The organism is Pseudomonas sp. GM17 (assembly GCF_000282175.2).
In the GTDB taxonomy this organism is placed as follows: Bacteria; Pseudomonadota; Gammaproteobacteria; order Pseudomonadales; family Pseudomonadaceae; genus Aquipseudomonas; species Aquipseudomonas chlororaphis.
Map to the genome: position 1 here is coordinate 1,991,818 of NZ_CP124732.1, position 15,301 is coordinate 2,007,118.

Genomic DNA, 15,301 nt, shown 5'->3' on the forward strand with positions numbered 1-15,301 from the left:
ACCGGTCAGGCGGTTTTATCGATTTTTTCGAGTGTATATCTTTTTAATCGAAGGGCTGCCCAGGCATACGACCGAGCCTGGCGAAGCAACATCTGGAAGCACACTCGAGCCCAGGATCGGGGCACTTCGATCTAGGCTGGTGGCCTTATTGATTCGATCAACTCAAGTTGCTGGAGGTTTGGATGAACACCCGTGGATTGCTCGATCAACTGCTCAAGTCTGGCCAGGACCTGTTGCAGAACAAGACCGGGGCGCAGCAGAACAAGGCATCCGCTGCCGACAAGGGCGCGCTGGGCGGGTTACTCGGTGGCGGTTCCGGCGGGCTCGGCAGCCTGTTGTCCGGTGCTGGCGGCGGGGCGTTGGCGGCCGGCGCCATGGGCCTGCTGCTGGGCAATAAAAAAGCCCGCAAATTCGGCGGTAAGGCGCTGACCTATGGCGGCCTGGCGGCGCTGGGTGTGATCGCCTACAAGGCCTACGGCAACTGGCAGGCGCAGCAGGCCGGCGCGCCGAAAAGCGAGCCGCAGACCCTCGACCGCCTGCCCGCGCAACAGGTCGAACAACACAGCCAGGCGATCCTCAAGGCGCTGGTGGCCGCGGCCAAGGCCGATGGCCATATCGACGAGCGCGAGCGCGCCCTGATCGAAGGTGAGTTCACCCGGCTGGACAACGATCAGGAGCTGCAGCACTGGCTGCACGCCGAACTCAACAAACCCCTGGACCCGGCGGATGTGGCGCGTGCCGCCGGCAGCCCGGAAATGGCCGCCGAAATGTACGTCGCCAGCGTGATGCTGGTGGACGAGGAAAACTTCATGGAAAAGGCCTATCTGGATGAGTTGGCGCGTCAACTCAAGCTGGAGCCGGGGTTGAAACTCGAACTGGAAAAACAGGTGCGCCAGGCCAATCTTTGACGCCAGTCGGGCGTGCGCTGGAGAAAGCTTCGCACGCCCTCTTTGATGGCAGAAATGCCCTCTGCTTATGCCGGATCATCACTGGCGGCGCTCGAGTCATCTGGCGGAAAGTAGCCCTCCAGAGCGGACCCTGCCTTTCGCTCTGAGTGAGACGTGGTGCGCAATACGCTGATAAATGATGGCACGCCCTCGGCTATACTCCCCACCATTTGAATGGCCCCGAGGACTGACTGTGAAGAACTGGACGTTGCGCCAACGCATTTTGGCGAGCTTTGCGGTGATTATCACCATCATGCTGCTGATGGTCATAGCCTCGTACTCCCGTTTGTTGAAGATCGAGGCCGGCGAAGACCGCATGCGCTCCGATGCCATTCCCGGGGTCTATTTCAGTTCGATGGTCCGCGGTGCCTGGGTCGACAGCTACCTGCACACCCAGGAAATCATCGGCTTGAAGGAAGGCCAGGGCATCAGTTCCCAGGATGCGGCGGACTTCAAGAACTTCGAGCAGCGCCTGCAGCAACACCTGAGCAGCTATAAAAACACCATCACCACCCGCCAGGACCAGAGCGAATTCGAGGCGTTCGAGAAACAGCACCAGGAATTCATCAAGATCCAGGCCGCCGTCCTCGACCTGCATGTGCAAAACAAGGAAGACGAGGCGGTGCGCCTGTTCAATGAACAGCTGACCCCGACCTGGGTGGCTGGCCGGATAAAGCTCAACGACATCATCGACGAGAACAAAGGAGTCGCCGATTCGGCCGCCTCGCAGATCGACGATGCGGTGGCCGCGGCCAAAGTCACCATGGGCGTTTCCCTGCTGGTGGCGGTGCTGGCGGCGGGCCTGTGCGGCCTGTTGCTGATGCGCGCGATCATGGCGCCGATGAACCGTATCGTGAAAATCCTCGACGTCATGCGCACGGGCGATCTGACCAGCCGCCTGAACCTGGAGCGCAAGGACGAATTCGGCGCCGTGGAAACCGGCTTCAACGACATGATGACCGAGCTCAACTCCCTGGTGTCCCAGGCGCAGCGCTCCTCGGTCCAGGTCACCACCTCGGTCACCGAGATCGCCGCCACCTCCAAGCAGCAACAGGCGACCGCCACCGAGACCGCGGCGACCACCACCGAGATCGGTGCTACTTCCCGAGAGATCGCCGCGACTTCCCGGGACTTGGTGCGCACCATGACCGAAGTCTCCACCGCCGCCGACCAGGCGTCGGTGCTGGCCGGTTCCGGCCAGCAAGGCCTGGCGCGCATGGAAGAAACCATGCATTCGGTGATGGGCGCGGCCGACCTGGTCAACGCCAAGCTGGCGATCCTCAATGAGAAGGCCGGCAACATCAACCAGGTGGTGGTGACCATCGTCAAGGTCGCCGACCAGACCAACCTGCTGTCGCTCAACGCCGCGATCGAAGCCGAGAAAGCCGGCGAGTACGGGCGCGGCTTTTCCGTGGTGGCCACTGAAGTGCGGCGCCTGGCGGACCAGACCGCGGTCGCCACCTACGATATCGAGCAAATGGTCCGGGAGATCCAGTCGGCGGTATCGGCCGGGGTCATGGGCATGGACAAGTTCTCCGAAGAAGTGCGCCGCGGCATGGCCGAGGTGCAGCAGGTCGGCGAGCAGCTGTCGCAGATCATCCATCAGGTCCAGGCCCTGGCGCCGCGGGTGTTGATGGTCAACGAGGGTATGCAGGCCCAGGCCACCGGTGCCGAGCAGATCAACCACGCCCTGGTGCAACTGGGCGATGCCAGCAGCCAGACCGTCGAGTCGCTGCGCCAGGCCAGTTTCGCCATCGATGAACTGAGCCAGGTGGCGGTGGGGCTGCGCAGCGGCGTCTCGCGTTTCAAAGTCTGATGAACGAGCTCGCAGCGAAAGGCGGCGCAGGGACGGCGACGAAAGACGCGCTGTTCCTGGTGTTCCGCATCGGTACCGAACGTTACGCCTTGCAGGCCATCGAGGTGGTCGAGGTATTGCCGCGCCTGCAACTCAAGCCGATTCCCCGGGCGCCGTCCTGGGTGGCCGGGGTCTTCGCCCATCGCGGCGCGGTGGTGCCGGTGCTCGACCTGAGTGCCCTGACCTTTGGCGAGCCGGCGCAGGAGCGCACCAGCACCCGCCTGGTGCTGGTGCATTACCGCCCGCAGACGGCACAGCCCGCGCAGTTGCTGGGGCTGATCCTCGAGCAGGCCACTGACACCCTGCGTTGCAACCCGCAGGACTTCAAGGCCTACGGCCTGGATAACCGCAATGCGCCGTACCTGGGCCCGGTCTACGAAGACGCCCAGGGCCTGCTGCAATGGGTGCGTGTCGACGATCTGCTGGATGCCGAGGTGCGTGCGCTGCTGTTTCCCTCGCCGCCGCTGGATCCGGCGTTGCTCGGGGAGTCGTCATGAGCAGCGACCAGCGATTTTTCGATTTTCTCAAGGAGCGCATTGGCCTCGATGTGGCCTCGGTGGGCCCGGCGATCATCGAGCGCGCGGTGCGCCAGCGCAGCATCGCCCAGCAGGCGCCCAGCGCCGACCATTACTGGCAGACCCTGCAAGGCTCGCGGGATGAACAACAGGCCCTGATCGAAGCGGTGATCGTTCCAGAAACCTGGTTTTTCCGTTACCCGGAATCCTTTGCGACCCTGGCCAAACTCGCGCGCTCGCGGCTTGCCGAACTCAAAGGCATGCGCGCCTTGCGCATCCTCAGCCTGCCGTGTTCCACCGGCGAGGAGCCGTACTCGATTGCCATGGCCCTGTTCGATGCCGGGCTGGCCCCTCATCAATTCAAGGTCGAAGGGTTCGATGTCAGCCCGCTATCGGTCGAGCGAGCCAGGCAGGCGGTGTATGGCAAGAACTCCTTTCGCGGCCAGCACAGCGATTTTCGCGAACGGCATTTCACCGCCGAAGATGAGCGCTACAGCCTCAGCGAGCGGGTGCGCGAGCAGGTGCGCCTGCAGGTCGGCAATCTGCTGGACCCGACCTTGCTGGCCAATGAGCCGCCCTACGATTTTGTCTTCTGTCGCAACCTGCTGATCTATTTCGATCAGCCGACCCAGCGTCAGGTGTTCGAAGTGCTCAAGCGCCTGACGCATGTCGACGGCGTGCTGTTCATCGGCCCGGCCGAAGGCAGCCTGTTGGGCCGCCTGGGTATGCGCTCGATCGGCATTGCCCAGTCCTTTGCCTTCAGCCGGCATAACGAACCCGAGCCCACGCCGGCACCGGCCTTCGTGCCGAGCGCATTGCCGGCGCGCCAGCCGGTGCGCGGCATCGCGCCGCCCGTGCGCAGCCGGCCGTTTTCCAGTGTGGTGGCGAGCCAGCGCCCCGCGCCGACCAGGCCGGCCAGCGATGCCACGACGTTGCTGGCGAGCATCGCGGCCCTGGCCAACGAAGGCAAAAGCGCCGAGGCCCGGGTGGCTTGCGAGCATTACCTGGACACCCACGAGCCGGTGGCGCAAGTGTTCTATTGGCTGGGGCTGCTCAGCGACGTGGCGGGCAGCGCCCTGGAAGCCCAGGGTTTCTATCGCAAGGCCCTGTACCTGGATCCGCAGCACGCCGAAGCGCTGGCGCACCTGGCCGCCTTGCTGGCTTCCCAGGGAGACGTCGCCGGTGCCCGTCGATTGCAGGAGCGCGCGGCCCGCAGCGGCCGTGCAGCAGACAGTGAGCGTAAATCATGAGCGGCTCTGTTTCGTTGAACGTGACCCACGAAGATGCGCAGGCTATCGACGATTGCTGGAACCGTATCGGTATCCACGGCGACAAGAGTTGCCCGTTGCTGGCCGGGCATGTGCATTGCCGCAATTGCTCGGTGTATTCCGCCGCGGCCACCCGCTTGCTCGACCGCTATGCGTTGCAGCAGGAGCGCCATGAGCAAGCGGTCGAGGCCGATACGGATGTCGTCACCCGTTCGTTATTGATGTTCCGCCTGGGCGAGGAATGGCTGGGCATTGCCACCCGTTGCCTGGTGGAAGTGGCGCCGCTGGAGCCGATCCATTCCTTGCCGCACCAGCGCTCGCGAGCCTTGCTGGGCGTGGCGAATGTGCGTGGTGCGCTGGTGGCGTGCCTGTCGTTGGTGGAGCTGCTGGGGCTGGACTCCACCAGCACGGTCGTGTCGGGGGCGCGGGTGATTCCGCGGATGCTGATCATCGCCGCCCAGGGCGGCCCGGTGGTGGTGCCGGTGGACGAGGTGGAGGGCATCCATGCCATCGACGAGCGTACCCTGGACGCCGCCGCGGTTTCCGGCCAGCAGGCCAGTGCCAAGTACACCCGTGGCGTCCTGCAATGGAAGGGCCGCAGCCTGCGTTGGCTGGATGAAGAGCAGTTGCTGTCCGCCGTGACCCGGAGCCTGACATGACCCCCGATCAAATGCGCGACGCCTCGCTACTCGAACTCTTCAGCCTGGAAGCCGAAGCCCAGACCCAGGTGCTCAGTGCCGGCCTGCTGGCGCTGGAGCGCAATCCGACCCAGGCCGACCAGCTGGAAGCCTGCATGCGCGCCGCCCACTCGCTCAAGGGCGCGGCGCGGATCGTCGGGGTCGACGCCGGGGTCAGCGTGGCCCATGTGATGGAAGATTGCCTGGTCAGCGCCCAGGAAGGGCGGCTGTACCTGCGTCCCGAACATATCGATGCGCTGCTGCAGGGCACCGATTTCCTGATGCGCATCGCCACGCCGGGCAGCGAGGTCAGTGAACAGGACATTGCCGCCTACGTGGCGCTCATGGAGCAGTTGGTCAGCTCGCCGGGCGCGGCGCCTGCGGGCGTTGTCCTGCCCCGGATCGAGCCGCACCTGCCGCCCATGGCCGAGCTGCAAATGCAGGCTCCGCGGGTCGAACCCGAACCACAGGTCCCGCCGTTCGAGATGCCGCAGGAGGTATTGCAGGAAACGCTGCAAGAGACAGCCGCGGCGATTACGCACAAGGGCAAGAAGCTCGCCGAGGGGGGCGAACGGGTGTTGCGGGTCACGGCCGAACGCCTGAACAGCCTGCTCGACCTGTCGAGCAAGTCGCTGGTGGAAACCCAGCGCCTGAAGCCCTACCTGGCGGCCCTGCAGCGCCTCAAGCGCCTGCAGAGCAACGGCCTGCGCGCTTTGGAAAACCTCAATGGACATCTCAAGGAGCAGGTGCTGGGCCTGGAGGCCCTCGAAGCCCTGGAAGATGCGCGACGCCTGCTGGCGGAATCCCAGCAGGTGCTGACAGAGAAAACCGCCGAGCTGGATGAATTCGGCTGGCAGGCCAGCCAGCGCGCCCAGGTGCTCTACGACACCGCGCTGGCCTGTCGCATGCGGCCGTTCGCCGATGTGCTGGTGGGCCAGGTGCGGATGGTTCGCGACCTCGGGCGCAGCCTGGGCAAACAGGTTCGCCTGGAGGTCGAGGGCGAGAAGACCCAGGTCGATCGCGACGTGCTGGAAAAACTCGAGGCGCCGCTGACCCACCTGCTGCGCAACGCGGTCGATCACGGCATCGAAACGCCCGAACAGCGGCTGCTGGCGGGCAAGCCGGCCGAGGGCCTGATTCGCCTGCGCGCTTCCCACCAGGCCGGGCTGCTGGTGCTGGAACTGAGCGATGACGGTAATGGCGTCGACCTGGAACGGGTGCGCCAGAGCATTGTCGAGCGCCAGCTGTCCCCGGCCGAGACCGCCGCCCAGCTGAGCGAAGAAGAACTGCTGACTTTCCTGTTCCTGCCGGGCTTCAGCCTGCGGGACAAGGTCACCGAGGTCTCTGGGCGCGGTGTCGGCCTGGACGCGGTGCAGCACATGGTGCGCCAACTGCGCGGCGCGGTGCAGTTGGAGCAGGTGGCGGGGCAGGGCAGTCGTTTCCACCTCGAAGTGCCGCTGACCCTGTCGGTGGTGCGCAGCCTGGTGGTGGAGGTCGGCGAAGAGGCCTATGCCTTCCCGCTGGCGCATATCGAACGCATGTGCGATCTGGAGCCCGACGACATTGTCCAGCTGGAAGGACGCCAGCATTTCTGGCACGAAGGCCGCCACGTCGGCCTGGTCGCGGCCAGCCAGTTGCTGCAACGCCCGGCGGGGCAGAACAATGAATCCACGCTCAAGGTCGTGGTGATTCGCGAGCGCGACGCGGTCTACGGCGTGGCGGTCGAGCGTTTCATCGGCGAGCGGACCCTGGTGGTGCTGCCGCTGGACGACCGCCTGGGCAAGGTCCAGGACATTTCCGCCGGAGCCTTGCTCGATGACGGCTCGGTGGTGCTGATCGTCGACGTCGAGGACATGCTGCGTTCGGTGGACAAGCTGCTCAATACCGGCCGCCTGGAACGCATCGCCCGGCACAACCGCCATCAGGCCGAGACGGCGCGCAAGCGCATCCTGGTGGTCGACGACTCGCTCACCGTGCGTGAGCTGCAACGCAAGCTTTTGCTCAACCGTGGTTATGACGTAGCGGTCGCCGTCGACGGCATGGATGGCTGGAACGCCTTGCGTTCGGAAGACTTCGACCTGCTGATCACCGACATCGATATGCCCCGAATGGATGGGATTGAATTGGTCACACTCCTGCGCCGTGACAATCGCCTGCAGTCGTTGCCGGTGATGGTGGTTTCCTACAAGGATCGCGAAGAGGACCGGCGCCGTGGACTGGATGCCGGGGCCGACTATTATCTAGCCAAAGCCAGTTTCCATGATGACGCCCTGCTGGATGCGGTGGTGGAGCTGATTGGAGGAGCGCGGGCATGAAAATCGCGATCGTCAATGACATGCCCATGGCCGTGGAGGCCCTGCGCCGGGCCCTGGCCTTCGAACCCGCGCATGAAGTGGTGTGGGTCGCGACCAATGGCGCCGAGGCGGTTGAGTACTGCGCGCAGCTGACGCCCGACCTGATCCTGATGGACCTGATCATGCCGGTGATGGACGGCGTGGAGGCGACCCGCCGGATCATGGCTGAAACCCCTTGCGCTATCGTGATCGTCACGGTGGATCGCCAGCAGAACGTGCATCGGGTGTTCGAGGCCATGGGACATGGCGCGCTGGACGTGGTCGATACACCGGCCCTGGGGGCCGGCAATGCGCAGGAAGCGGCGGCGCCTTTACTGCGCAAGATCCTCAATATCGGCTGGCTGATCGGCCAGCAGCGCGGCAACCACGTGCGTTCGGCACCGGTGCCGATGCGCACCATGGCGCAACGCCAGGGCCTGGTGGCGATCGGCTCGTCCGCCGGTGGCCCGGCGGCGCTGGAAGTGTTGCTCAAGGGGCTGCCCGCCCATTTTCCGGCCGCCATCGTGCTGGTGCAGCACGTCGACCAGGTGTTTGCCGCGGGCATGGCCGAATGGCTGAGCAGCGCCTCCAGGCTCAAGGTGCGCCTGGCCCGCGAAGGTGAGCCACCGCAGAGCGGTACGGTACTGCTGGCCGGGACCAATCACCATATCCGGCTGTTGAAGAACGGCACCCTGGCCTACACCGCCGAGCCGGTAAACGAGATCTATCGGCCATCGATCGATGTGTTTTTTGAAAGTGTCGCCAGTTACTGGAATGGCGATGCGGTCGGCGTACTGCTGACCGGCATGGGCCGCGATGGCGCCCAGGGCCTGAAACTGATGCGCGACCAGGGTTATCTGACCATCGCCCAGGACCAGGAGAGTAGTGCGGTGTATGGCATGCCCAAGGCGGCCGCTGCCATCGACGCTGCCGTAGAGATTCGCCCACTGGACAAGATCGCTCCACGATTGCTGGAGATATTTGCCAAATGACCGACAAACGCAGCTGTCCTGGCCAGGTAGCAACTCAGGTGACAACCCATGAATGATTTACAGCTCGACGATTTTAAGACCGATGAAAATGCTGCGATGGTGCTGCTGGTCGACGACCAGGCAATGATCGGTGAGGCTGTGCGGCGTGGGTTGGCGAATGAAGAAAACATCGACTTCCACTTTTGTGCCGACCCGCACCAGGCCATTGCCCAGGCGATCCGCATCAAGCCGACGGTGATCCTGCAGGACCTGGTGATGCCCGGCCTGGACGGGCTGACGTTGGTGCGCGAGTACCGCAACCACCCGGCGACCCAGAACATTCCGATCATCGTGCTTTCGACCAAGGAAGACCCGCTGATCAAGAGTGCGGCCTTCGCCGCCGGGGCCAACGATTACCTGGTCAAGCTGCCGGACAATATCGAACTGGTGGCGCGCATCCGTTACCACTCGCGCTCCTACATGACCCTGTTGCAGCGGGACGCGGCCTATCGCGCACTGCGGGTCAGCCAGCAGCAGCTGCTCGATACCAACCTGGTGCTGCAGCGCCTGATGAACTCCGATGGCCTGACCGGCCTGTCCAACCGCCGGCATTTCGACGAGTACCTGGAACTGGAGTGGCGCCGGGCAATGCGCGACCAGACCCAGTTGTCGCTGCTGATGATCGATGTCGATTACTTCAAGTCCTACAACGATAACTTCGGTCATCTGGAAGGCGATGAAGCCCTGCGCAAGGTGGCGACGGCAATCCGCGAAGCCAGCAGCCGACCGTCGGATTTACCGGCGCGTTACGGCGGGGAGGAGTTTGCCCTGGTGCTGCCGAACACCTCGCCCGGCGGGGCGCGGCTGGTGGCCGAGAAACTGCGCCAGACCGTGGCCGCGCTGAAGATTCCGCATATCGCGCCGACCGAAGGGGCGAGCCTGACCATCAGCATCGGTCTGTCCACCATGACGCCGCAGCCGAGCACCAGTTGCCGGCAATTGATCTCGGCCGCCGACAAAGGCCTGTATCTGGCCAAGCACAATGGTCGCAATCAGGTGGGGATCGAGTGAAAAAAACCGCCACCGCGGGGGCCTAAAGCCGCCAGGCGGGCTGCCGCACCAGCTTGATTACGTTATACTCGCCGGCTTTCAAAAGTTCGCCAACGAGTGCTGCCTGCCATGGAAATCAACCCGATCCTTAACACTATCAAGGACCTGTCCGAGCGCTCCGAAACTATTCGGGGGTATCTTTGACTACGATCAAAAGCATGAGCGTCTGACCGAGGTCAACCGCGAGCTTGAAGATCCGAACGTCTGGAACAAGCCTGAATACGCCCAGGAACTGGGCCGCGAGCGCTCCGCGCTGGCACAGATCGTCGAGACCCTGGACGAGTTGTCCGGTGGCCTGGCCGATTGCCGCGATCTGCTGGAGATGGCCGTCGAAGAGAACGACGAAGGCGCGGTAGGCGATGTGGTCGCCGAACTGACCCGTCTCGACGAGGCCCTGGCCAAGCTGGAATTCCGTCGCATGTTCAGCGGCGAAATGGACATGAACAACGCCTACCTGGATATCCAGGCCGGCTCCGGCGGCACCGAAGCCCAGGACTGGGCCAACATCCTGCTGCGCATGTACCTGCGCTGGGCCTCCAAGCGTGGCTTCGACGCCACCATCATGGAACTGTCCGAAGGCGAAGTCGCCGGGATCAAGGGCGCCACCGTGCACATCAAGGGCGAGTACGCCTTTGGCTGGCTGCGCACCGAGATCGGCGTGCACCGCCTGGTACGCAAGAGCCCGTTCGACTCCGGCGCTCGCCGCCACACCTCGTTCTCGGCCGTATTCGTCTCGCCCGAAATCGACGACAAGGTGGAAATCGAGATCAACCCGGCGGACCTGCGCATCGACACCTATCGTTCCTCCGGTGCCGGTGGCCAGCACGTAAACACCACCGACTCGGCCGTGCGTATCACCCACGTACCGACCAACACCGTGGTCAGCTGCCAGAACGAACGTTCCCAGCACGCCAACAAGGACACCGCCATGAAGATGCTGCGGGCCAAGTTGTACGAGCAGGAAATGCAGAAGCGCAACGCCGCTTCCCAGGCGCTGGAAGACACCAAGTCCGACATCGGCTGGGGTCACCAGATCCGCTCCTACGTGCTCGATGCCTCGCGGATCAAGGATCTGCGTACCAACATCGAACGCAGTGACTGCGACAAGGTGCTCGACGGCGACATCGACGAATACCTGGTGGCCAGCCTGAAATCGGGGCTGTAAGCCGCGACACCCATGCCGCGGGCACGGCGCGCTTCTGTAGGAGCGAGGCTGGCCCGCGATCCCTTGCCACAGGCAAGGGGCAACGTACCTGTGATGGAAAATTTAAAGACATGAGCGACCTACAACTCGACCAGGCCCTGCAACAGGAAGAAAACACCCTGATCGCCCTGCGCAAGGAAAAGCTTGCTGCCGAGCGCGCCAAGGGCAATGCCTTCCCGAACGACTTCCGCCGCGACAACTACTGCAACGACCTGCAGAAGCAATACGCGGACAAGACCAAGGAAGAGCTGGCCGAGGCTGCAATCCCGGTCAAGGTTGCCGGTCGCATCATGCTCAACCGTGGCTCGTTCATGGTGATCCAGGACATGACCGGGCGGATCCAGGTCTACGTCAACCGCAAGACCCTGCCGGAAGAAACCCTGGACGCGGTCAAGACCTGGGACCTGGGCGACATCATCGCCGCCGAAGGCACCCTGGCTCGTTCCGGCAAGGGCGACCTGTACGTCGAGATGACCCAGGTACGCCTGCTGACCAAGTCGCTGCGTCCGCTGCCGGACAAGCACCACGGCCTGACCGACACCGAGCAGCGCTATCGCCAGCGCTACGTCGACCTGATCGTCAACGAAGACGTACGCGAAACCTTCCGCGTGCGTTCGCAAGTCATCGCCCATATCCGCAGCTTCCTGATGAAGCGTGATTTCCTGGAAGTGGAAACGCCGATGCTGCAGACCATTCCCGGCGGTGCGGCGGCCAAGCCGTTCGAGACCCACCACAACGCCCTGGACATGGAAATGTTCCTGCGTATCGCCCCGGAGCTGTATCTCAAGCGCTTGGTGGTCGGTGGCTTCGAGAAAGTGTTCGAGATCAACCGCAACTTCCGTAACGAAGGCGTTTCGACCCGGCACAACCCTGAATTCACCATGTTGGAGTTCTACCAGGCCTACGCCGACTACGAAGACAACATGGACCTGACCGAAGAACTGTTCCGCGAACTGGCGCAACTGGTCCTGGGCAGCACCGACGTGCCGTACGGCGACAAGGTGTTCCACTTCGGCGAGCCGTTCGCCCGCCTGTCGGTGTTCGACTCGATCCTCAAGTACAACCCCGAGCTGACCTTTGAGGACCTGAACGACATCGACAAGGCTCGCGCTATCGCCAAGAAGGCCGGTGCCAAGGTGCTCGGCTTCGAAGGCCTGGGCAAGCTGCAGGTGATGATTTTCGAAGAACTGGTCGAGCACAAGCTGGAGCAGCCGCACTTCATCACCCAGTACCCGTTCGAAGTCTCGCCGCTGGCCCGTCGCAACGACGAGAACCCGAACGTGACCGACCGTTTCGAGCTGTTCATCGGTGGCCGCGAAATCGCCAACGCCTACTCCGAGTTGAACGACGCGGAAGACCAGGCCGAGCGTTTCATGGCCCAGGTGGCCGACAAGGACGCCGGTGACGACGAAGCCATGCACTACGATGCCGACTTCGTTCGCGCCCTGGAGTACGGCATGCCGCCGACCGCCGGTGAAGGTATCGGCATCGACCGCCTGGTGATGCTGCTGACCAACTCCCCGTCGATCCGCGACGTGATCCTGTTCCCGCACATGCGGCCGCAAGCGTAAATATGTTGAATAAAAAGCCGCCGCTAACAGGCGGCTTTTTATTGTCTGTGTGGCACTGACGTACTGCTTTTTTCATTTTTTATGTGAGAGGAATACCTGTCGTGAACCGTGCAATTGCTCAAGAAGGTGCAGCTGGCATCGCCACTGCGGTCGCTGAAAGTGTTCAGTACCAGGGTCGCAAGGCCAGCCGACAGGGCAGTGAGCAACGTCGCCAGGATATTCTCGACGCGGCCATGCGCATCGTCGTGCGCGATGGCGTGCGCGCCGTGCGCCATCGCGCGGTCGCCGCCGAAGCCGGTGTGCCGCTGTCGGCCACTACCTACTACTTCAAGGATATCGATGACCTGCTCACCGATACCTTTGCCCAATACGTCGAGCGCAGCGCCGCCTTCATGGCCAAGCTGTGGGCCAACAACGAGGGCTTGCTGCGGGAGATGGTCGCCTATGGCGACGGCAGCCCGCAGTCCCGCGCGCAACTGGCCGATGACATTGCGCGCCTGACCGCCGATTACGTGCAGCGCCAACTGCACAACCGCCGCGAGCATCTGATGGCCGAGCAGGCGTTTCGCCAGGAAGCGCTGCTCAACCCGCGCCTGGCGCTGCTGGTGCGTTCCCACCAGCAGATCCTGCTGCAGGGCACCTGCCAGTTTTTCCAGGTATTAGGTTCCCGCGAGCCGCAACAGGATGCCAAAGTGTTGACGTCTATAATCGGACGGATGGAATATCAGGGCCTGCTCAACGGGGCAGAGCCTCTGGCCGACGAGGACATGCTGGGCATTCTGACCCGGTACATGCACCTGGTATTGGCCTCGGTGTGATCCGCCCGCCCGAACGCAGGCTGCGCTAGCGGCTACGGGTCGACTGCTGATAGGGAGTGTTGAATGAAAGCCTGGCGCGTTGTGATCGCCTTGTCGTTCCTGCTGCTCAGCGGCTGCCTGGTGTCCTTCAAGGAACCCTTGCCGGCCGACCAGGCTGCGCCCGCGGCGTTGCTCGGCAAATGGACCAGCAAGAATGCCTGGGGCGAACCGCTCACCCTGCAGATGAGCCGCATCGGCAACAACCGCTACAAGGCCGTCACTTCCGTCAAGGCCAAGCCGCAGCAGCACGATACTTACGAGTTCACCGTTTCCCGCCACGGCAGTCGCTGGTATCTCTCGGCGGCGGTGCCCCAGGCGTTCGGTGGGCACTTCACCATCGCCGGTTTCGAGTTGACCGACGAACACGAGCTGGTGCTCTACCAGCTCGATCTCGAGCAGATCAATCAGGCCCGCGGGCAGAACGCCCTGCGGGGCGAACCGTTCGACACCAAGGACGGCGAGGGCGTGCTGATCGACAGCGCGCTGCCACAGGTTTTCGCCTATCTGGACGATCCCGCCAACTCCGACGTGTTCGTCGAGGCGGCGCGCTTCCAGCGGGCAGGCAAGTAAACGCAGTACAGACGTTTTAACGGGAGTTTTGGGGTGGACGATTACCAGCAGACGATACGCACCTTGTCCGATCGCATTGTGCTGGCACAGACGCCGATCCGCGTACTGGATGCGGTGAAGTGGGATGACAACATCCGCAAAGGTTTCCTCAAGGCCAATGGCAAGGAAATGCCGGCGGTGGACCGCGCCTATTACGAAGGCCGGCCGCTGTCTTTCGACTCCAGCGCGGTGAAACTGGAGTTCCAGAACATCGAACGTGACATCACCCGGCAACTGGGCCAGTTCAACCCGGTGGGGCAGATCATGCGGCGCATGTGCAAGGAGTACCGCATGGTGGTGCGGATGCTCGAGGCCCGTGGCACCGAGGACTTCGGGCTGATTTCCCAGGAACTCTACGGCGCGGCCTCCGACGCCTTTCATGCCGGCGACCCGACCCTGGCCGACCTGGGCCTGATGCTCTCGGATTACCTGAACAACATCGACGGCCGTGGCGATCTCAAGGACGAACCCAAGACCCTGAGCGCCAAGGAAGCGGTGAACCTGCTGCAAAGCCGGCTGAACAAGGTGTTCGGCGAGGCCGAGGAAACCATCCGGGTCTTCGAGTCCGATGGCATAGTCGCGGACGCGGCGGCCGGCGCCGACTACATCAAGATCCGCGCCGACGCGCTGTTCAACGATCGCGATGTGCGCGCCCTGGAAGTCCACGAAGGCCTGGTCCACGTGGGCACCACCCTCAACGGCCTGAACCAGCCGATCTGCACCTTCCTGTCCAAGGGCCCGCCCTCGTCGACCGTGACCCAGGAAGGCCTGGCGATCCTGATGGAGATCATTACCTTCGCCTCCTACCCGAGCCGTCTGCGCAAGCTGACCAACCGCACTCGCGCCATTCACATGGTGGAGGAGGGCGCGGACTTCCTGCAGGTGTTCGAGTTCTTTCGCGAGCAGGGTTTCGAAATGGCCGAAAGTTATGGCAATGCCAGCCGGGTGTTCCGCGGTTCTGTGCCGACGGGCCTGCCATTCACCAAAGACTTGTCCTATCTCAAGGGCTTCATCATGGTTTACAACTACATTCAGTTGGCCGTGCGCAAGGGCAAGCTCGAGCAGATACCTTTGCTGTTCTGCGGCAAGACCACCCTGGAAGACATGCGGACCCTGCGCCAGTTGGTCGACGAAGGCCTGGTGGTGCCGCCCAAGTACCTGCCGGACCAGTTCCGCGACATGAATGCGCTGTCGGCCTGGATGTGCTTCTCCAACTTCCTCAATCACCTGAGCCTGGACCGGATCGAGGCGGATTACTCGAACATCCTGTAACCACCCCCTGTGTAGGAGCGAGCTTGCTCGCGATGGCGGTGTGCCTGACACCACGTATCGCGAGCAAGCTCGCTCCTACAGGGGGCGTTTTTCACCCTCGGCATAAGGCTTC

General features: G+C 63.3%; 13 protein-coding genes. All 13 read left to right on the forward strand.

Going from position 1 to position 15,301, the window contains the following annotated elements; genetic code table 11:
- Positions 1-182 precede the first annotated feature (182 nt).
- Positions 183-908, forward strand: coding sequence for a tellurite resistance TerB family protein (locus PMI20_RS08885; protein WP_007927990.1), 726 nt, complete (start codon positions 183-185; stop codon positions 906-908).
- Between the two features lie 232 nt (positions 909-1,140).
- Positions 1,141-2,763, forward strand: coding sequence for a methyl-accepting chemotaxis protein (locus PMI20_RS08890; protein WP_007927988.1), 1,623 nt, complete (start codon positions 1,141-1,143; stop codon positions 2,761-2,763).
- On the forward strand, positions 2,763-3,299 hold the full coding sequence (locus PMI20_RS08895; RefSeq protein WP_007927986.1) for a chemotaxis protein CheW: 537 nt from the start codon (positions 2,763-2,765) through the stop codon (positions 3,297-3,299). The genes PMI20_RS08890 and PMI20_RS08895 overlap by 1 nt, the downstream gene beginning before the upstream one ends.
- Positions 3,296-4,567, forward strand: a complete 1,272-nt coding sequence (locus PMI20_RS08900) for a CheR family methyltransferase (protein WP_007927983.1) — start codon at positions 3,296-3,298, stop codon at positions 4,565-4,567. The genes PMI20_RS08895 and PMI20_RS08900 overlap by 4 nt, the downstream gene beginning before the upstream one ends.
- A complete protein-coding gene (locus PMI20_RS08905; RefSeq protein WP_007927982.1) occupies positions 4,564-5,244 on the forward strand; it encodes a chemotaxis protein CheW in 681 nt (226 codons plus the stop codon). Before PMI20_RS08900 ends, PMI20_RS08905 begins: the two co-directional genes overlap by 4 nt.
- Positions 5,241-7,577 (forward strand): hybrid sensor histidine kinase/response regulator, encoded by a 2,337-nt coding sequence (locus PMI20_RS08910; protein ID WP_007927980.1) that lies wholly within the window; start codon positions 5,241-5,243, stop codon positions 7,575-7,577. Before PMI20_RS08905 ends, PMI20_RS08910 begins: the two co-directional genes overlap by 4 nt.
- On the forward strand, positions 7,574-8,587 hold the full coding sequence (locus PMI20_RS08915; RefSeq protein ID WP_007927978.1) for a chemotaxis response regulator protein-glutamate methylesterase: 1,014 nt from the start codon (positions 7,574-7,576) through the stop codon (positions 8,585-8,587). The genes PMI20_RS08910 and PMI20_RS08915 overlap by 4 nt, the downstream gene beginning before the upstream one ends.
- 48 nt (positions 8,588-8,635) lie before the next feature.
- On the forward strand, positions 8,636-9,637 hold the full coding sequence (locus PMI20_RS08920; protein ID WP_007927977.1) for a response regulator: 1,002 nt from the start codon (positions 8,636-8,638) through the stop codon (positions 9,635-9,637).
- Between the two features lie 108 nt (positions 9,638-9,745).
- A protein-coding gene (gene prfB, locus PMI20_RS08925; RefSeq protein WP_097136878.1) for a peptide chain release factor 2 occupies positions 9,746-10,841 on the forward strand; the annotation gives its coding sequence in 2 pieces (ribosomal slippage) (positions 9,746-9,817 and positions 9,819-10,841; 1,095 coding nt in all).
- A 110-nt stretch (positions 10,842-10,951) separates the two neighbouring features.
- Positions 10,952-12,451 (forward strand): lysine--tRNA ligase, encoded by a 1,500-nt coding sequence (gene lysS / locus PMI20_RS08930; protein WP_007927975.1) that lies wholly within the window; start codon positions 10,952-10,954, stop codon positions 12,449-12,451.
- Between the two features lie 101 nt (positions 12,452-12,552).
- The gene (locus PMI20_RS08935; RefSeq protein WP_007927974.1) at positions 12,553-13,269 is read left to right on the forward strand and encodes a TetR/AcrR family transcriptional regulator; all 717 of its coding nucleotides are present in this window, start codon (positions 12,553-12,555) and stop codon (positions 13,267-13,269) included.
- A 63-nt stretch (positions 13,270-13,332) separates the two neighbouring features.
- Entirely contained in the window at positions 13,333-13,878 is a 546-nt protein-coding gene (locus tag PMI20_RS08940) for a hypothetical protein (RefSeq protein WP_007927972.1), read from the forward strand.
- A 33-nt stretch (positions 13,879-13,911) separates the two neighbouring features.
- Positions 13,912-15,189, forward strand: coding sequence for a flavohemoglobin expression-modulating QEGLA motif protein (locus tag PMI20_RS08945; RefSeq protein ID WP_007927969.1), 1,278 nt, complete (start codon positions 13,912-13,914; stop codon positions 15,187-15,189).
- The last annotated feature ends 112 nt before the right edge of the window (positions 15,190-15,301 follow it).